The sequence below is a fragment of the Niveispirillum fermenti genome (assembly GCF_048066175.1).
Lineage (GTDB): Bacteria > Pseudomonadota > Alphaproteobacteria > Azospirillales > Azospirillaceae > Niveispirillum > Niveispirillum fermenti.
The window spans coordinates 246447-264936 of record NZ_JBLTXA010000007.1 but is presented as its reverse complement, the minus strand read 5'-3'; the positions used below and the strand labels follow the sequence as shown (position 1 = coordinate 264936).

The 18490-nt window shown below is 65.4% G+C and carries 11 protein-coding genes; 4 read left to right on the top strand and 7 right to left on the bottom strand.

The window, feature by feature from the left end:
- Positions 1–8 precede the first annotated feature (8 nt).
- On the bottom strand, positions 9–1967 hold the full coding sequence (locus ACM9LZ_RS10110; protein ID WP_416619272.1) for a glycoside hydrolase family 2 protein: 1959 nt from the start codon (positions 1965–1967) through the stop codon (positions 9–11).
- 327 nt (positions 1968–2294) lie between these two features.
- On the opposite strand from ACM9LZ_RS10110, the gene ACM9LZ_RS10105 reads away from it, so the two are divergent.
- The 4 genes from ACM9LZ_RS10105 (at position 2295) to ACM9LZ_RS10090 (ending at position 9660) form a co-directional block, all read left to right on the top strand.
- Complete coding sequence (locus ACM9LZ_RS10105; protein ID WP_416619271.1) at positions 2295–4007, top strand: arylsulfatase; 1713 nt, start codon at positions 2295–2297, stop codon at positions 4005–4007.
- A gap of 104 nt (positions 4008–4111) precedes the next feature.
- Entirely contained in the window at positions 4112–5029 is a 918-nt protein-coding gene (locus tag ACM9LZ_RS10100) for a Gfo/Idh/MocA family protein (protein WP_416619270.1), read from the top strand.
- A 46-nt stretch (positions 5030–5075) separates the two neighbouring features.
- The gene (locus ACM9LZ_RS10095; RefSeq protein ID WP_416619269.1) at positions 5076–6497 is read left to right on the top strand and encodes a sulfatase family protein; all 1422 of its coding nucleotides are present in this window, start codon (positions 5076–5078) and stop codon (positions 6495–6497) included.
- A 415-nt stretch (positions 6498–6912) separates the two neighbouring features.
- Complete coding sequence (locus ACM9LZ_RS10090; RefSeq protein ID WP_416619268.1) at positions 6913–9660, top strand: TonB-dependent receptor; 2748 nt, start codon at positions 6913–6915, stop codon at positions 9658–9660.
- A gap of 169 nt (positions 9661–9829) precedes the next feature.
- Here the strand turns inward: ACM9LZ_RS10090 and ACM9LZ_RS10085 are convergent, their stop codons facing one another.
- The 6 genes from ACM9LZ_RS10085 to ACM9LZ_RS10060 all read right to left on the bottom strand — a co-directional run bounded on the left by ACM9LZ_RS10085 (position 9830) and on the right by ACM9LZ_RS10060 (position 18479).
- A complete protein-coding gene (locus ACM9LZ_RS10085; RefSeq protein WP_416619267.1) occupies positions 9830–10948 on the bottom strand; it encodes a glycoside hydrolase family 43 protein in 1119 nt (372 codons plus the stop codon).
- A 145-nt stretch (positions 10949–11093) separates the two neighbouring features.
- A complete protein-coding gene (locus tag ACM9LZ_RS10080) occupies positions 11094–12515 on the bottom strand; it encodes a helix-turn-helix domain-containing protein (RefSeq protein WP_416619266.1) in 1422 nt (473 codons plus the stop codon).
- A gap of 151 nt (positions 12516–12666) precedes the next feature.
- A complete protein-coding gene (locus ACM9LZ_RS10075) occupies positions 12667–14214 on the bottom strand; it encodes a PepSY-associated TM helix domain-containing protein (protein ID WP_416619265.1) in 1548 nt (515 codons plus the stop codon).
- Between the two features lie 32 nt (positions 14215–14246).
- Positions 14247–16643, bottom strand: coding sequence for a TonB-dependent siderophore receptor (locus tag ACM9LZ_RS10070; protein ID WP_416619264.1), 2397 nt, complete (start codon positions 16641–16643; stop codon positions 14247–14249).
- Positions 16644–16837: 194 nt separating this feature from the next.
- A complete protein-coding gene (locus ACM9LZ_RS10065; RefSeq protein WP_416619263.1) occupies positions 16838–17836 on the bottom strand; it encodes a FecR family protein in 999 nt (332 codons plus the stop codon).
- Between the two features lie 130 nt (positions 17837–17966).
- Positions 17967–18479 carry a sigma-70 family RNA polymerase sigma factor gene (locus ACM9LZ_RS10060; protein WP_416619262.1) on the bottom strand — a complete coding sequence of 171 codons (513 nt, stop codon included), beginning with the start codon at positions 18477–18479 and terminating at the stop codon, positions 17967–17969.
- Positions 18480–18490 lie beyond the last annotated feature (11 nt).

Here is an 18490-nt window from a genome sequence, read left to right as displayed (position 1 = left end):
CCCGGCTGTCAGCGCGGGGTATAAAGCGGGTCCGCCATGGACTTCAGCGTGGCGGGGGTCAGTTTTTCCACCGCCCGGTCATAGGTCAACAGGCCGTTCAACTCGCTTTCGACGTCCGTGGTCTGGGTATAGACCGCGGCGGCCAGGCCCTCCTTGCGATATTGCCGCACGATCTCGTCGAATTTGGTGCGATAGCGCGCTTCGTAGTCTGTCTGGTCCTTGGCGATCTGATAGATGCGCAGGTCGCGGTCGGGGAACCAGAGATGGCCCCGCTTGGCCAGCCCGACGCCGCCATATTCGCCGATCACCCGCACCCGGCCACCGCTGGCCTCGGGCACCAGCGGCACTTCCTCGTAAGTGTGGATGTCGTACACCTGCGATACATCGCCCGCCGTGTCCAGCCAGCCGCTGGTGGCATTGATGATGCGGCTGGGGTCCATATTATGGACCAGGGTGGCAACGGTGCGGGCATCATACTGGCCCCAGCCTTCGTTGTTGGTGACCCACATGACGATCGACGGGAAGGCGCGCAGGGCGCCAACGATGTTCGCGGCTTCCAACTGGTATTGCGCCATGGCCTGCGAGGTGAAGACCGCCTCGCGGTCGCTTTCCCGCCGCACGGCCTGATCCGCGAAGCCGCCCGAAGGCAGGTCCTGCCAGATCAGCATGCCCAGCCGGTCGGCATCATAATAATAGCGGGCCGGTTCAACCTTGATATGCTTGCGCAGCATGTTGAAGCCGGCCTTCTTCAGGAAGACCATGTCGCTTCTGGCGGCCTCCTCCGAAGGCGGGGTCAGCAGGCCGTCCGGCCACCAGCCCTGATCCAGGACGCCATTGTGGAACAGGGGCTTGTTGTTCAGCAACAGGGCGGGATGGCCCGTGGACGGGTCCTTCCCGACCGATATCTTGCGCATCCCGAAATAGCTTTCGACCCTGTCGCCCGCCCCGGCGGCCGGCGTCAGGGCGGCATAGGTCGCCGCTTCCCGGGCTGAATGCGAGGGCAATTGCCGTTCGGGCCGCTCGGCCCCCGCTGTCGGGTTGGGTACCTGCACCAGCTCGGCGGTGAGGTCGTAGAGGAAGGGATTGTCGGGCGACCAGAGCCTGGCATCCGGGATGGCCAGTTCCGCCCTGCGGTTGCCCCGGATCAGGGTGGAGGCCACGGTTTTGCCGCCGCTGCGCACGGTCAGGCGGACGGCGTCGATAGGCCTGGCCGGACCGCTCAATGCCACATCAACGGCCACGATGCCGCGGTCGATATCGGGGGTGGCGCGCACCTCGGTGATGTGCAGGTCGGGAACCGGTTCCAGCCAGACGGTCTGCCAGATGCCGCTGACGGCCGTGTACCAGATGCCCCGCGGGTCCAGCACCTGCTTGCCGCGTGGCTGGTCTCCGGCCGAGGTGGGGTCGGCGACCAGGACGGACAGGCTGTTCGCCCCGTCACGCAGATAGGGGGTCACGTCGAAGCTGAACGGATTGGACCCGCCGCGATGGCTGCCGACCAGCCTGTCATTGACCCAGACCGTGGCCTCGAAATCCACGGCCCCGAAATGCAGCAATGTCCGCTTGCCGGACCAGTCGGCCGGCACCGTGAAGTCGCGCCGGTACCACAGCCTGTCGTCGGGCAGCAATTTGCGCGCAACGCCCGACAGTTTCGATTCCACGGCGAAGGGCACAAGGATACGGCCATCCATCCGGTCGGGCTGCGGCGCGCTGGCCTTGGTGATGGCGTAATCCCACATGCCGTTCAGGTTCTGCCACTGTTCGCGGGCCATCTGGGGGCGGGGATAGCTGCGCCAGGCGTTTTCCGCCGTCACCTCCCGGCCCCATCTGGTCATGATCGGCCCCACATAGGCACCGTCGCTGGCTACCGCCGTGCCGGGCTTTGCCGTGGCGGGCTGGGCCGATACCGGGGCCGTCGCCAGATGGAAGAGTGCCGCGGCACCCGCCAAGAGCAGAATTTTCCGCACTGCCTGTCCTTTCCTGTCCCTGTAAGCGACCTTCTGCCGCTTTGTGTGAATATAAATACGATATATTGAAGGGTGCTGTGCTTCAACGCCTTTCCACCTCCAGCCTTTCCGACCGGGCGCGGTTGCCCGGTAAAACGGCTAAAGCCAGGGGCGGCATTGCCCGGCGGAGGAGCCGGCTTCCCTTTTCTTTCCTGTTGCGGAAACGATCCGACCAAATATTATTGATATTATCAATATTGCCAGAAGGCCGACCTATGCTACGGTGGGGCGGCAAAGGCCGGTCACAGGCCATGACGGGGAAAACCCAGGGGGAGGAGAACGGGTCCGGTGAAAGCGCATCGCATTGCCCGGTTGCTGGCGGGTGTCAGTTGCATGGTTGTCGCCTTTGCGACGGGGATGGGCACGGCAATGGCCGCCGACGCAATGGCCGCCGACACGCCGGCCGCATCCCGCCCGAACGTCGTGGTCATCCTGCTGGATGATGTCGGCTTTTCCGATGTCGGCGCCTTCGGCGGGGAGATCCCGACACCGCGCATCGATGCGCTGGCCAGGAACGGCCTGGCCTTCACCCAGTTCTATAACAGCGCACGCTGCAGCCCGTCGCGGGCATCGCTGCTGACCGGCACCTATCCGCATCAGGCGGGGCTTGGCCATCTTGAAGGGGTGGACGTGCCCGGCGCGCAGGGGCTGCGCAGCCGGTTGACCGACCGTGTCGTCACGCTGGCGGAAGTGCTGAAACCCGCCGGCTATTTTACGGCGATGGCCGGCAAATGGCATGTCGGCATGTCGCGCGGGGTCGGGCCGTGGCAGCGTGGCTTCGACCGGTCGCTGGCCACGCCGTTCGGGGAGCTTTATTATCCGGAGCAGTCGCAGCCCATCGCGCAATGGGTCTATATCGACGGGCGCAGGGTGCCCGCCAACGCCCCCGAGGTGGGGGAGGGCGACTGGTATTCCTCCGACATGTATGTCGATTGGCAGGCCCGTTTCATCACCCAGGCCCAGGCGGAGGGAAAGCCCTTCTTCCTTTACATGCCCTTCACGGCCGCGCATTTCCCGCTGATGGCGCCGGCGGCCGATGTGGTCAAGTTCAAGGGCCGGTACCGGGAAGGCTGGGATGCCCTGCGCCGCGCCCGTTTTGAGCGGCAGAAGACGCTGGGCATCATTCCCGCCAACGCCGAACTGCCGCCACCATTGCCGAACAGCTATGATTGGGACAGGCTGACCGATGCGGACAAGGAGCGGTTCGATACGATCATGGCCGTCTATGCTGCTGTGATCGCCCGCGTCGACCACGCCATCGGCACGCTGGTGGACCGGCTTGAACAGGCCGGCGAACTGGACAATACCCTGATCCTTTTCATGTGCGACAATGGCGGCAATGCGGAGAGCGGGCCCGATGGCCGCCTGTCCGGCAAGGGTAAGCCCGGCGGACCGGACAGCGTGGTCTGGGCCGGCATGAACTGGGCCACCTTGCAGAACACGCCCTTCCAGTATTTCAAGCATTTCACGGAAGAGGGCGGGATCGCCACGCCGCTGATCGCCCATTGGCCGGATGGGATCGACCCCGCGCTCCGTGGCACCCTGGTCGATGCGCCGGGTCATCTGATCGATGTGATGCCGACCGTGGTGGAGATCAGCGGCGCCACCTATCCCGCCCGCCATAATGGTCACGCGATCCTTCCGATGCAGGGCCGTTCCATGCTTCCCGCATTCCATGGCGAGGCGCTGGCGCGTGACAAGCCCCTCTTCTGGGAGCATGAGGGCAATCGCGCCGTCCGGGACGGCAAATGGAAGCTGGTGGCCCGCTTCGAGCAACCCTGGCAATTGTTCGACATGTCGACCGACCGGGCGGAAATGCACGACCTGTCGGCAAGCCGGCCGGACCTTGTCCGTGCGATGGCCCGGCAATGGGACGACTGGGCCGCGCAAAGCTTTGTCGATCCGTGGCGCCCTGAATATGACCGTCATCTGAAGGGGCGCAAACGCCAGAACTGGGGCGGCGCCGACAGGATCGACCGGCCCTATGCGGTGATCGAATAGCGGCCGGCCTGCTGGCGGCACCGGCCCCGCCGGGTCGCGCGTTGAAGATAGCCCCGGTTCTGGGGTAGATGCTGATATATCTTATAATAGAGGTTCCGGACCAGATGATCAGACTTGGACTTGTCGGGATCGGCAAAATCGCACGGGACCAGCACGTGCCGGCCCTGGCAAACAGTGGCGATTTCGACCTGGCCGCCACGGCCAGCCGCCATGGCCGGGTGGAAGGTGTGGAGAGCCACAGCACGGTTGCGGCAATGCTGGCGGCGCGTCCCGATATCCGGGCCGTATCGCTCTGCACCCCGCCCGCCGGGCGGTTTGAGCAGGCGCTGGACGTGATCCGGGCCGGCAGGGACCTGATGCTGGAGAAGCCGCCGGCCGCCACCGTGTCGGAGGTGGAGGCGCTGGCGCAGGAGGCGCGCCGGCAGGGGACGGTGCTGTTCACCACCTGGCATTCCCGCGAGGCGGCGGAGATCGATGCGGCGCGTGACTGGCTTGCCGGACGGCGGATCGACGCCGTACGCATCCGCTGGATGGAGAATATCCGCCAGTGGCATCCCGGCCAGGACTGGATATTGGCGGCCGGTGGTTTCGGCGTGTTCGATCCCGGGATCAATGCGCTGTCCATCGCCACCCGCATCCTGCCGTCGCCGCTGACCGTCCTGGATGCGGTGCTGGAGGTGCCGTCGAACCGCGCCAGCCCCATCGCGGCCCAGATCCGTTTCCGGACCGGCGACGCCACCGGTGATGCCCGGCTGGATTTCCTGCAGACCGGGCAGCAGACCTGGGATATCGAGGTGGATACCGATGCGGGCATGCTGCGCCTGGGTATGGGCGGCAGCGTCCTGGAATTGCCCGGCGAGATACCGATAAGCGGCGAGAACCAGGAATATCCGCGTCTCTACAGCCGCTTTGCCGAACTGGTGCGCAGCCGGCAGAGCGATGTCGACCTGCGCCCGCTCCAGTTCGTGGCCGATGCCTTCATGATCGCCGACCGGCGGATCGTCCAGCCTTTCGAGTTCTGACAAGGCGGTTCCGGCAAACCGCCCAACCAAGTCGCGGAGACTGATAATGTCCAATCTTTCTCGCCGTAAGCTGCTGCTGGCCTCGGCGGCCCTTTCCCTGACCCTTGCGGCCCCCTTCGCGGGCCGGGCCGCGGTGGCGGCAGAGCCGCCCGCCCGTCCCAACATCGTCGTCTTCCTGGCCGATGATATCAGCTATAATGACGTCTCGATCAGCGGTGACCGCAATGTGCGCACGCCGGCGCTGGACCGGCTGGCGTCGCAGGGCATGACGTTCGACCGGGCCTTCGTGGCTTCCCCGACCTGCGCGCCGAGCCGTGCCGCATTGTTGACCGGCATGATGCCCGCCCGCAACGGGGCGGAGGCGAACCATGACCGGACCAGCGCCGTGGTCCGCAAGCTTCCCTCCTTCCTGCAGGAGCAGGGCTATCAGGTCGTCGCCTTCGGCAAGGTCGCGCATTACCAGCATACGGGTACCTATGGGTTCGACTACTACGCCAACGATACGTTCCACGACCATAAGGGCATTGCCGCCGCGGCCGAATGGCTGAAGGCGCGCAAGGACAAGCGGCCGCTGGCACTGTTCGTCGGCAGCAACTGGCCGCATGTGCCCTGGCCCCGCACCACCGAGGGTTACGCACCCGACGCCATCACGCTGCCGCCCAAGACGGTGGACACGCCGGAAACGCGCGAGGCGCGGGCCCGGTTCTATGCCGCCGTGACGCGCATGGACCAGGACCTGGCCACCACGATGGATGCGGTGGACAGCATTCTGGGACCGGAAACCTTCGTCCTTTATTCGGCGGATCACGGGACGCAATGGCCGTTCGGGAAGTGGAACCTGTATGATACGGGCACGCGCGTGCCGATGGTCGTGCGCTGGAACGGCCGGGTGCAGGCGGGAACCCGGACGAATGCCATGGTCAGTTGGGTCGATATCCTGCCCACGCTGGTGCAACTGGCCGGCGGCAGGCAGCCCGAGGGGATCGACGGGGTTTCGTTCTCCAGCCTGTTCGGTGTCGGCAGCGGGCCGGCGGGCCGGCCGGAGATTTACACGACCCACAATAATGACGGTCGCATCAACACCTATCCCATGCGCAGCATCCGCACGGAACGCTGGAAATACATCCAGAACCTGCTGCCCGACACGCTGCACACCACCCATATCGACCTGAAGGTGGCGCGCACGGATTCCGGCGTCTATTTCCCGTCCTGGCGGGAAGCGGCGGAGCGGGACCCGGCGGCCAAGGCGATCGTTGATGCCTATTACAAGCGCCCGGCGGAGGAATTGTACGACCTTCAGGCCGATCCGGACGAGCAGGTGAACCTGGCCGCGGACCCACGCCACGCCAAGCAGTTGAAAGAACTGCGCACCAGGCTTGATCGCTGGCGCAAGGCGCAGGGCGATACCGGCCGTATTCCGGTCCAGCCCCGCGTCGAGCGGGGCCCGATGCAAGGCGAGGATGATTGAACCGTCCGGCCCTGATCCCGGCGGGCAGTGATGAAAGCCGGGATCAGGGCATTCACCGCTCTGGCCCCTGGGGTCGGTACCCCGAGCCGGCCCCGCAAGGGGCGCCGATACAAACGCCCCGCGGTTCATTGCCTCTGATGGGGGGCATCGGGTCCTCATCGGGAAGGGCGGAGGAATGCCAGGGTGACCCGCGTGTCGGGGGCGGAAACGGCGATGCGCCTGTTCCGCTTTCCCCAAGACAAACCGGGGCCCATCAACGCAATGCGAAGGGGGCATTGCTGTCCAGCGTGCTTACGCTTCAAATTATCATATTGGACCTATTTATATGATTGATGAGCGTACAGGCATTTGTTAGTTCGGCAGTGTGTGAGAAAGGGGCTTCCGGGGAAGGGGGCCTGTGACAAGGGAGACGAAGATGCGCCTTGGATATCTGGTCACGGTCTCGGCCGTTGCATTGTGCGCGGCGATGCCCGTGGGTGCGCAGGAGACGAGGGGGACGACCAGCGCCGCGGAGGCCGATCCCGACGCGGAAGCCTCGCAGGGGACAGTGTTCCAGGAAGTGGTTGTGACCGGCATCCGGCGCAGTCTGGAAAGCGCGCAGTCGATCAAGCAGAATTCCGATCAGATCGTGGATTCCATCGTTGCTGAGGATATCGGCAAGCTGCCGGACATCACGGCGGCGGAATCGGCATCCCGTATCACCGGCCTGCAGGTCGAGCGGGCCCAGGGCGAGGCGTCCGGCGTGCGCATCCGCGGTCTGCCGGATTTCACCACGACCTTCAATGGCCGTGACATCTTCATCGCTGATGGCCGGACGATGAACCTGCAGATCTTTCCGTCGGGCAGCATCTCCCGCCTTGATGTCTATAAATCCTCCACGGCCGAACTGGTCGAGCCCGGTATCGCCGGCCTGGTCGATGTGCGCTCCCGCAAGCCGCTCGATTTCAAGCGCGACCGCGTGTTCGGCGGCATTGCCGGCGTGCGGCTGCACCAGTCGCGGGAAACGGATGTTGAAGGGAACCTGCTGATCAGCAAGCGCTGGAACACGGGCATCGGGGAGATCGGTTTTCTGGTGAACGGCTCCTATGCGTCGGCCAGCTATGTCGATTCAACCCGTGCCAATGCCCAGACCATCGCCCGCCGCGTGATCGCCGGTACGTCCGAACCGATCCGCCATCCCGATTTCGTCAATGTGAATTATGCCGTTGCCAGCCGGGAACGGCCGTCGGCCAATTTCGCCCTGCAATGGCGCCCCCATAGCGACCTTGAGGTCTATGTGGACGGCATCTATCAGGGGTTCCGCAACAGGGGCCAGGGCCGGAACCTGCAGGTCACGGTCGGGCCGGCCGCGCAATTGTCGAATATCGAGTTCTTTCCGGGCACCAACCTGGTCAAGAGCATGGATGCCACGGGCGGCGCCTTTCCAACGGGCACGCAGAACGTGGTCAAGACCGACACCAACACCTATCAGGGTGGCGGCGGCTTCAAATGGAAGCATGACGACCTGAAGCTTTCCGGTGACGTCGCCTATACCAAATCGACCTACACGATCCTGACCACGGGCTTCAATTTCACGCTGCAAGGCGCCCCGCTGAAACAGTTCGACTTCGATACGGACAAGGGTGCGGGCGGCGGCACCGTGTTGCTGTCCAATTTCGACATGACGGCGCCGGCCAATTACCGCATGGTCGGCCTGGCGGAGACGGGGTCGCGTTCCGGCCGCAAGGGCATGCAGGCCCGGCTGGATGGTGAATACCAGATTTATAGCCCGTTTCTGGATACTTTGCAGGCTGGTATCCGCTTCAGCGACCATGATGCCTTTGCCTACAACTACAACCAGAACAATATCGCGCAGCCCGGCTCGCTCTACTCGATCCTGCCCCTTCAGTTCGAACAGGCGAAGGCCGGTTTCCGCAATGACAAGGCCGATTCCCTGAAGACCTTCCTGGTGCCCACGCGCGCCTCGCTCGTGGACCAGATGGACTATCTGCGCGGCCTTGCGCGCCTGCCGACGCCGGGCTTCGCCGATCCCACCTATCTCAGCAACGAGAAGGATTATGCCGGTTACATCCAGGCGCGATATTCCTTCGATGCGGGTTTCCCCGTCGATGGTGTCGTCGGTGTGCGCGCTGTGCGCACGGAAGACCGGATCAACGGCTTTGCGCGGGAAACGATACTCAATCCCGCGGGCGGCCAGACCGTGGTGACGACCCCGATTTCGCGCAAGAACGGCTATACCGACATCCTGCCCAATATCAGCGCGCGGCTGCGTCCGTTCGATGATTTTCAGGTCCGCACGGCCTTCACCAAGACGCGCACGCGGCCCAGCTTCGGCAATCTCAACCCGACGCTGACCATCGGTCTGCCGCCGACCATCTGTATCGAGGATCCGGCCCTGCCGGAGAACGGCCCGGACAATCCAGGCTGCGTGCGCACGGCGTCGGGCGGCAATGCCGATCTCGACCCCATCACCTCGTCCAACTACGACATGTCCTTCGAATATTATCCGTCGCGATCGACGTCGGTGACCTTCGGGCTGTTCCGGCGCGACGTGAAGGGCTTCATCTCCACCTACACCGTGGAGGTGGACGACGCCCAGTTCCGTCGCCTGCGCATCACGCGGCCGGACAATGGCGGCAAGGGCCGGATGCAGGGGATCGAAACCGGCTTCACGACATTGTTCGATGCCGACTGGATACCCGGCTGGCTGCATAATTTCGGAACGCAGGCCAACTACACCTATATCGACCATTCGTCCGAACTGCCGGCGGAACTGGCGCAGTTCCTGCCCGGTCAGCAGAAGATCGCCGGCGTTTCCAACCACACCTACAACCTCGTCGGCTTCTACGAGACCAAGGTGCTTTCGGTTCGCGTCGCCTACAATCACCGTTCAAACTTCATCGTGAACTATCAGCGGCTGAACGATCCCGGCATTGGCGGCCTGGGGCCGGTGCTGCCATTGATCGAGGATGGGCGCGGAACGCTGGATCTGGCGACGACCGTGACGCCGACAGAAAATGTCTCCTTCTCCTTCAATGTGTCCAACATCCTGGGAACGGCGGCCAAGAACCATCGCCAGTTCAATGAACAGGGCGATGCCTATCGTTTCCAGACGCGCTTCCTTGAAACCGTGTACCGGGCGGGGATGCGCTTCAATTTCTGATGCGGCGGACCACGGGCCCCGGCAATGACGGGGCCCGTGGGAGTGCCCACCAACCTGCCCCACCAACCTGCGATATGTCCTCCTTACCGCGGGCTTTCATTTCATGGCTGCCCCGATCGGGGATGTGGGCCGCGGGGAAACCCCGCGGCCCTTGCCGTTCCGGATTGGGTTATCTGCTGCCCGACGGTACGGGCAGGGGGGTACCGGCGCCCACCGGCTCACCGAACCGGGGCCAGCCCTCCTCGGTCCAGTCGAAGCGCTGCATGTGGGGGGCGCGCTTGGGCGTGCATTTCATTCCGGGGCCGGGATTGGCGTGGTAGATGATCCAGTGCTCCTTGCCGTCCGGCGACATGAAGAAGCCGTTATGGCCCGTGGCATAGACACCGTTGGCGCTGCGGAACACGGGTTGTGCGGACTTGGTCCAGGCCGCGGGGTCCAGCGGGTCGGCACCCGGCGCTGCGTGCAGCAACCCCAGCGCGTAATCATCCGACCAGCAGGCGCTGGCGGAATAGACGATGAACAGGTCGCCCTTGGGTCCCAGCAGGAATTCCGGTCCCTCAACGATCTGTCGGCCGCCCTTCTGTTCCCAGGGCTGGTCGGCCTGGGTCAGGATGCTTTCCTTGCCCTTCAGCGTCCAGGGGTTCTCCATCTCCGCGATGGCCAGCCCGCTGGTCGGTCCCACATAGGGGGAATAGACGAAATACCGTTTGCCGCCATGATCGAAGACGGAGCCGTCGATCCCCGGAAGGGCGGTATTGATGCGGCCGCGATCCACCCAGTTCCCTTTCATCGGGTCCGGACCGGTATTCTCAAGAACGAAGACAGCCCGGTGGGCGTCATCCTTGTGACCGCTGGCGGTGGCAGAGTAATAAAGATACCATTTCCCGTCCAGCCGGTGCAGTTCCGGCGCCCAGATGGAATGGGCGTTGGGGCCTTTCTTTGGCGGAGTCCAGATCACGGCCTTTTCTGCCTTGGCAAGATTGGCGATATTGTCTGTCCGCCACAGGGCGATTTCCTTGCCAAGTGTGTGCATATAATAATAGACGCCATCCACCTGGGTGATCCAGGGGTCCGGTCCGGACGGCAGCAGGGGGTTCGTGAAACGGGCGCTGTCGCTGGCCGTTTCCGTTTGCGCGCCGGCGGATGGCGCCGTCAGGCATAGTCCTGCGGTCAGCAGCGGCACCGCCATCAGCAGGGCCAGGGACCGGCGGCCGCCGCGCCCTGTGGCCGCAACCTTCCCGTCAAGCCAGGGACCCGTCGCGGATTTTTCCAACTGTCGTGTAAGCACGTCGCTTCTTCTCCTTCTTGGACGATCGTTTTATCATATTAATGATATCGAAAGCCGCAAGGATTAGTTTGATCCGGCCGTGCCTGTTTCCCCCGGCGGAGCGACCCCTCCGGCGATGTTCAGGGGCCGCGTACCGCCGGTCGCGTCATGTGACGCTGTAGGGCACAACCCGTCTTTCGTGCGCATCCACGCGCAGGGCGCGGCCAATGGGCGGAAAGGCCCGGTGACGGCAGTCCTCGCGGTCGCAGACCTTGCAGTTCGATCCGATGGGAACGGCCGCGTCGGCATCACGCAGGTCCAGGCCGGCGGAATAGACGAGCTGGTCGGCATAGGCGATTTCACAGCCCAGGCCCACTGCTGCCTCACGCGGGCGGGAAAGATAGGAGTTGCCGCGGCTGACCACCGTGCGCGCGATGCACAGATAAGTCGCCCCGTCGGGCATCCGCGCCTGCTGCACCAGGATGCGGCCGGGCTGGGCGAAGGCCTGATGCACGTTCCACAAGGGGCAGGCCCCGCCGAAGCGGGCGAACTGGAACCGTGTGGCGCTGGAACGCTTGGCAATGTTGCCGGCCATGTCCACCTTCACGAAATAGAAGGGCACGCCCGGCATGCCCGGCCGCTGCATGGTGGACAGGCGGTGGCATACCTGTTCGAAGCTGACATTGAAATGGGCCGACAGGCGGTCGATGTCGTGCCGCATGCGCTGCGCTTCCGTCAGGAACCGCTTGTAGGGCAGGATCAGGGCGCCCGCGAAATAGTTGGCCAGGCCGACACGCAGGATCGACCGTGCCTCGATGCTGGACAGTCCCGCCTCGGCCACCAGCCGTTCGATCTCCACCCCATAATCCAGCAGCGCGATCTGGTGGGCAGCGAAGAAGGTCCGGCTTTCGCGCGGTGTGCCTTCGGACACCAGCAATTCCTTGTCGTCCGGATCATATCGCCACAGCACGTCATGGCGGGCCAGCATGGTCGACACCCGGATCGTCACGCCGTGCCGGTCGGCCAGGTGCTGGGCCAGATGCTCCAGCAGCCGGTCCTTGGAGAAGTGCCCCCCTTCGAACAGATCCTCGGCGGCATGGTCCAGCGTTTCGAAATGGTTGCGCTGCTGCTGCACGAAGTCGCGCACCTCGTCATAGGGAAAGGCGGCGGGTCCCGCCACATTGTCTCCGCCGCCGACCTTGTCGACCAGCGCCTTGTATTCCTCGTCCAGCCCCTGATAGGCGCGATAGAGCTTCAGCAGCGATCCCATGATGGCCGGCGCGGCGCGCACGGCATCACGGATGCCCGCGAACGTGACGGAGGCATCCCCGAACAGCGGGTCGCCAAGGACCTCGCGCAGTTCGGAGGCCAGGCGCGTGTCGCTGTCATCGGCGAAATGGCTGGGTTCGACCTGGAAATAGGTGGACAGCCGGATCACGGCCGCCGCAGACAGCGGCCGCTGGTTGTTTTCGATCTGGTTCAGATAGGACGTGGACAGCCCGACCTCGGTCGCCAACTGCGCCTGGCTGATGCCCCGCGTCTCCCGAAGGCGGCGGATACGTTCGCCGGCATAGATTTTTACCGTCATGCTCGTCCCCTGCGGCGCCGGCCAATGCGGGCCGGGCGCCTGTCACCTGCTCCCCGTCAGATAGCATATTTTTCATTTCCATGTGTCGGGGTGTCGTCGGCGGGACAAAACGCTCCGGTGATGAGGTGCTTGAAAGGCCCGCCGGCCCCCGTCAGGGGCCGGGTACGGCTGCCGTCCCGCGGCCCCGTTTCCGTGTCCCCCTGGCGATGGCGGCCTGCCGTGCCGCGCTTGCGAAGGCCGCTGCGAAGGCAAGCATGGAAAGGTCGAAGGCAGCGAAGACCCGGTCGCCGGTCAGCAGGCTGGGCAGCAGGCCGCGTGACGTGGTCAGGGCGTTTACCAGGGGCACCAGCGCCAGCAGCAGGGCGCAGGCCGACAAACCCTCCACCCAGGCGCGCCTGGGGGGGCGGGCGAGGGTCCAGGCCGCCAGGACGGCCCATGCCAAGAACAGGCAATGGATTTCCCATTCCGCCCGGCCGGCCATCGCCGGCGGCAACAGCCGGTTGGCCAGGAAATAGACGGCCAGGCCGGCGGGGGCGCCGGCCATCACCGCGATGTTCAGCCGTTCGACCAGGCGGAAGCCGGCCGGTGGCTGTGCCGGGTCGGGCAGGCGCCCGCGTCGCTTCACGGTCCACAGGACCAGGCCCGTGGCGATCATCGCCGTACCCGCAACCCCGGACAGGAAGTAGAGCCAGCGCAGCAGGGGATCGGCGAAGCGGGCGGCGTGCAGGTCCGTCATCACCCCATGGGTGGCAAGGCCCGGTCCTGCCGCCGGTGGCCTGTGCAGGGGCCGGCCATCGACCGCGTCCAGCAGCAGCGCGCCGTAGCGGTCGCCAAGGCGTTCCACGCGCGGAATGACCGCTGCCACGGCGGCCGCGTCGCCGGGATGATGGATGGTGATGCGATAGGGCAGGGGGTCACCCGACGCCGCCCCGGACCGCCGGATCAGGTCGGGCAGGGGCAGCAGGGGGGCAGCCTCGCCCATCGGGGCCGGCGGCGGCGGCGGGCGCAGGGCGGCGCGGAAGGCGGCGGGATCGGGAAAATTGGCGGCCACGGCCCAGGGCATCAGCGTGAACAGCAGGGTGACCAGACCGGTATAGGTGATCATCACATGGAAGGGCAGGGCCAGCACGGCCGTCAGATTATGGGCATCCAGCCACGAGCGCTGGCCCCTGCCCGGCCGCAGGGTGAAGAAATCGACCAGGATTTTCTTATGGGTGATCACCCCGGTGACCAGCGCCACCAGCATCGCCACCGACGCGATGCAGACCAGATAGCGGGCCAGCCACCAGGGCATGTAATGCAGATTGTAATGGAAGCTGTAGGGGAAGCCGCCGCCGCGAGTGTCGCGCACCATGATCCGGTCCCCGCTGGCGGGATCGAAGGCCGTTTCCCCCGATCCCGCCGCCGGCGGGGCCGCGCCCTGCCAGGCGGCCAGGACCGGTTCCCCACCGCGCGGGGGCGGCAGGGTGATGGTCCAGGCCGTGGCGCCGGGCGCGGTCTCGGCCAGATACGACATGATTTTATCCAGGGCGGTGTCGGTCACCGCCCCCCGGCCCAGTTCGGGCCGCATCCAGGCCGATATCTCCTGGGTGAAGAAGGCCACGGTCCCGAACAGGAAGATGATGAACATCAGCCAGCCGAACAACAGCCCGGCCCAGGTATGCAGCAGGGCCTGCGACTGTCGCAAACGGCTTTCCATGCGGGCGGTTTCCCCTTGACCAATGACCGGGATCAGAAATCGGCCGTGACGGATACCAGGACGGTGCGCGGCGGACCGACCGTCAGCCCCTCGCGCGCGGCCGACTGCCAGTAATCCTTGTCCAGCACATTTTCCAGCGTGGCCCGCAGGGTCAGCGGCGTGCCGCCGGCATCCACGGCATAGCGCAGCCCCAGGTCCCACCGGGTCCAGTCCGGCAGACGCTGTGTATTGCCCACATCCACGAATTGCGGGCTGGTGTAGGTCACGCGGCTGGTCAGGGTCAGCGCCTCCAGGAAAGGCACGTCCCATTCGCCGGCAAGGTTGAACTGGCGCTTGGGCACGGCGGGCGCAGTCCTGCCGTCATTGACGCCGCCCTGCGTGCGGGTCAGCTTGCCCCGGGTGAAGGCCGCACCGCCCAGCAGGCGCACATCCTCGCCCAGCGCGCCATAAAGGCTGAGTTCCAGGCCACGGTTGCGCTGGTTGCCATCCACGTCGAAGCGCAGGCTGACGGGATCGACATAGGAGCTGGGCCGGTCGATCTGGAACAGGCTGACCGTTCCGCCGAAATCACCGAAATCATACTTGGCGCCGACCTCGTATTGTTTGGTGATGAAGGGAGCGAACACCTCGCCGGCATTGACGGCCGCCGTCGGTGCCGTTGGCCCCTGGCTCAACCCCTCGATATAATTGCCATAGAGCGACAGGCGCTCCAACGGCTTCACCACCAGCGCCACGGCCGGGGTGTTGGCCGATTTGTCGTAATGGGAGGTGCGGGCCCCCGTGACGGCATCGAAATTGGCCGTTTCGACCTTTTGATGACGCAGGCCCAGCGTCAGTTGCACATTCTCCCCCGCCGTGGCGATGGTATCGGCCACGGCCAGGCTGGTGATGTCGGCCGTGCCCACCTTGGGGATATGGGTGATGGCGGCCAGGGCCGGCAGCGGATTGCCGGCCGGATTGTACAGGTTGGAGAAGATGGTCGTGCCGCGCACCCGCGCCTGGCCCGACTTCTGGTCCAGCCGGCTGGCGCTGATCACGGGGCTGTGGACCAGCGATCCCGTCGTGAAGCGCCCCCGCAGCCCCGCTTCCGCGGTTGTCGTGTTGATATATTCATCCAGACGCGCCGGCACCGCCCCGATGGAGCCGGCGGCATCCAGCAGCAGCCAGCTTGTCTGGATGCTCTCGAAATCATATTCCCGCGCCCCGGCCGCCGCGAAAAGCGTCAGGTCCGGGGTGATGTCGAACTCCCCCCGCACGGCGCCCGACCGTTCATCGGTCTTCCAATAGGTCCAGTCGGGAAAGAAATTGCCGTCGGCGTCGGGGGCCTTCGGGATGGCCACGCCGGCGGCGGGCGGGAACAGCAGGCCACTGCGCGCATGGGTCAGGCGATACTGGTAGTTCAGATCCGCTTCCAGCCGGAACCGTTCCGCCTGATAATCCAGGCCCAGCGTCGCGGCCTTCAATTCCTCGCTGCTGCGCGCGGGTGCCGTGTCGCCATCGCGGTAAAGCGCATTCAGGCGCACGCCGACCTGTTCGGCCTCGCCGAAGCGCCGGCCGAGGTCGGCGTGCAGGCCCCATTGGCTGTCGCTGATATGGGAGGCGGTCAGGCGGGTAATGGGCACCGATCCGGCCCGCTTGGGCACGAGGTTCACCGACCCGCCCACCGAGCCGGACGGCGCCATGCCGTTCAGCAGCGCGTTGGGGCCACGCAGCACCTCCACCCGTTCCACACCGATCATGGTGCTGGAATTGCGGGGGGAGATGCCATAGAGCCCGTTGAACGCGACATCATAGTTGAACAGGGTGAAGCCGCGGACATTGAACTCGTCCCGGCCCGACCCGCGGGAATAGGTGTTGCGGATCGACGGGTCGCCGGCCAGCACGTCGCCCAGGTTCTGGGCCTGCTGGTTGTCGATATACTGCGCCGTGTAGTGCGTGACGTTGAAGGGCGTGTCCATGATGTCGCGGCTGCCCAGCAGCCCGACCTTGCCGCCGCGCGCCACCTCTCCCCCGGCATATTCGACGGGCAGGCTGCCGATCTCCCCCTGTCGCGGCACGGCGAAGCCGTGAAGCGCATCGCCTTCCACACGCAACGGGCCCATCAGGATGGCGCCATCCGCCGTCTGCGGGGCGCGGTCGATGGTCGCCACCGTGCCTTCCATCCGGAAGGTGAAGCCCGTGCCGGCCAGAAGCCGGCCCAGCGCTGTGGCTGCCGGCAAGGCACCCTGCACCGCATTGCCCTGAACACCCTGGATGGCGGCGCCGTCGGCGGCCACCTGATAGCCCGATTGCGTCGCGAAAAGCAGCAGGGCGTCGGCCAGGGGCTGGGCCTGGATATCGAACCGGCTTTCAGCGGCCGCCTGTGCCTGTGCCGGCAGGGTGGTCAGTATCGGCCCCATGGCCGCCGTCGCCATCCAGAATGCCGTCATCGCCGACCGGCGCGCCCGTTGTCCCGAATTCCTTTGCCCGATACGCACGGTTCCGTCTCCACTCGTTGAGCTTGCCTGGAATGCTAATGCGTCGCAATCCTAAGGTCTGCCAACTCAACGATGGAGCGGAAGCTTTTTACAAAAAAAGTCGATAGCGAGCAGAGGTTCTAAAAAATCATCATCATATCAATAAATTACGATGCAGAGACAACCAGCAGCCAGGGTGTGACGCGCCGGACCTTGCCGCCCAGCGGGCCGGTTATGGTCTCCACGGCCCGGACGGGGTCGCGGACATCATAGGAACCGGTGACGATCCGCCCACCCAGTTCCGGGTCGGTCAGCACGATGGCGCCCGGATAATAGCGGCGCAGGTCGGCGATGACTTCCGACAGGGGCTGTGCCACCGCGACCAGCCGTTGCGCCGACCAGGCACCGACATTGGCCGGGGCGCCCGTACCCCTGACGGCTGGTCCGGCCCAGGGCAGCCGGGCCCATTGGCCTGCGGCCAATGTCGTGGAAACGGCTTCGCCACCCGTGTCACCATCGCGATCGACCTGTACGCTGCCATGCCGGACGGCGACATCCGCGCCACCCGTGCCCAGCCGGACGTTGAAGCCGGTGCCCAGCACCGTGACATGGGCGGCCCCGGCGGTCACGGTGAAGGGCCGGTCCGGGTTCCGTGAAACCTCGAAGAACGCCTCCCCGGCCATCAGGTCGACGGTGCGTCTGTCGCCGGCATACCGCACCCGCACGGCGCTGCCGGGTGCCAGGCGGATGCGGCTGCCATCCTCCAGCGCCAGAACCTGCTGCTCGGCCGTGCCCGTGACATGGTCGGCCCGCAGGCGCAGGACGGCCTGTGGTGTCATTGCCACGACGAGAAGTGCCGCGGCTGCGACAGCGGCCAGTCCCAGGCGCCGCCGGCGCCGGGGTGATATGGCATCGCGCGGCGCAGAAGGGGGGGCGGTGCGGGGGGGCAGGAACGCAACCGACTTGCCCTGTGCCAGAAGCCCCATGACCCTTTCCGCCTGCTGCCAGGCGGCGGCATGGGCGGGATCGGACGCCAGCCAGTGCCGGAATGCCCGCCGCAAAGCATCGTCTTCCGGCTCCTCCGTCATGCGGACATGCCATTGGATGGCGTCCCGCAGGGTCCCGTCCTGGTCTCGCCCGGTCCCGTCATCCGGAGAAGAAGTCATGCGCCCTCCCGCCCGCCGCTTTCAGGGGAATGTCTCCATTCCCGCGGGCCTCTGTGGAGAAAACGATCCAGCAGACGGATTTTCCAAAACATATCCCGCATCAGCCGCCTGTCGCACGCCAGATGGAAAATCATGACTTGCGGGCCAGCCTTTGGGCACAATGCGCCACACCGTCAAGCACGAGCTTGTTGGCCAGGGCGACGGATATGCCCATGCGCTCCGCCACCTCGCGCAGTTTCAGGCCGTCGAACTTGTACAGCATGACGGCCCGGCGCGTGCGGTCGGGCAATTCATCCAGGCTTTCCAGTACCAGCCGCAATTCGGCCCGCGCGCCGGCTTCCGCCTCCGGCGACGGGTTCGCGGCGGCCACGCTGTCGGCCAGCATGCCGATATCGGCAGTCCCCTTCGATATCTCCCGCTGCCGGGCGCGATAACCATCCAGGGCCAGGTTGCGGACGATGCGGTAGAAGTAACGCAGCGGCTCCTGCAGGGGACGGTGGCGCTCCACCTCGTCGATCCGCACCCACGCATCCTGCACGACATCTTCCGCCCGCGCCCGGTCACGCACGATGCCGTTGGCATAGTCCACCAGCGCCTCGCGATGTGCCTTGTAGAGCGATGCGGATTTGATATCGGGCGGCACGGACGGTCACA

Excerpts from the sequence above, each read along its gene's own strand:
- ACM9LZ_RS10100 (WP_416619270.1), top strand. The coding sequence starts at position 4,112 with ATGATCAGACTTGGACTTGTCGGGATCGGCAAAATCGCACGGGACCAG.
- ACM9LZ_RS10095 (WP_416619269.1), top strand. The coding sequence starts at position 5,076 with ATGTCCAATCTTTCTCGCCGTAAGCTGCTGCTGGCCTCGGCGGCCCTT.
- ACM9LZ_RS10090 (WP_416619268.1), top strand. The coding sequence starts at position 6,913 with ATGCGCCTTGGATATCTGGTCACGGTCTCGGCCGTTGCATTGTGCGCG.
- ACM9LZ_RS10080 (WP_416619266.1), bottom strand. The coding sequence starts at position 12,515 with ATGACGGTAAAAATCTATGCCGGCGAACGTATCCGCCGCCTTCGGGAG.
- ACM9LZ_RS10075 (WP_416619265.1), bottom strand. The coding sequence starts at position 14,214 with ATGGAAAGCCGTTTGCGACAGTCGCAGGCCCTGCTGCATACCTGGGCC.
- ACM9LZ_RS10070 (WP_416619264.1), bottom strand. The coding sequence starts at position 16,643 with ATGACGGCATTCTGGATGGCGACGGCGGCCATGGGGCCGATACTGACC.
- ACM9LZ_RS10065 (WP_416619263.1), bottom strand. The coding sequence starts at position 17,836 with ATGACTTCTTCTCCGGATGACGGGACCGGGCGAGACCAGGACGGGACC.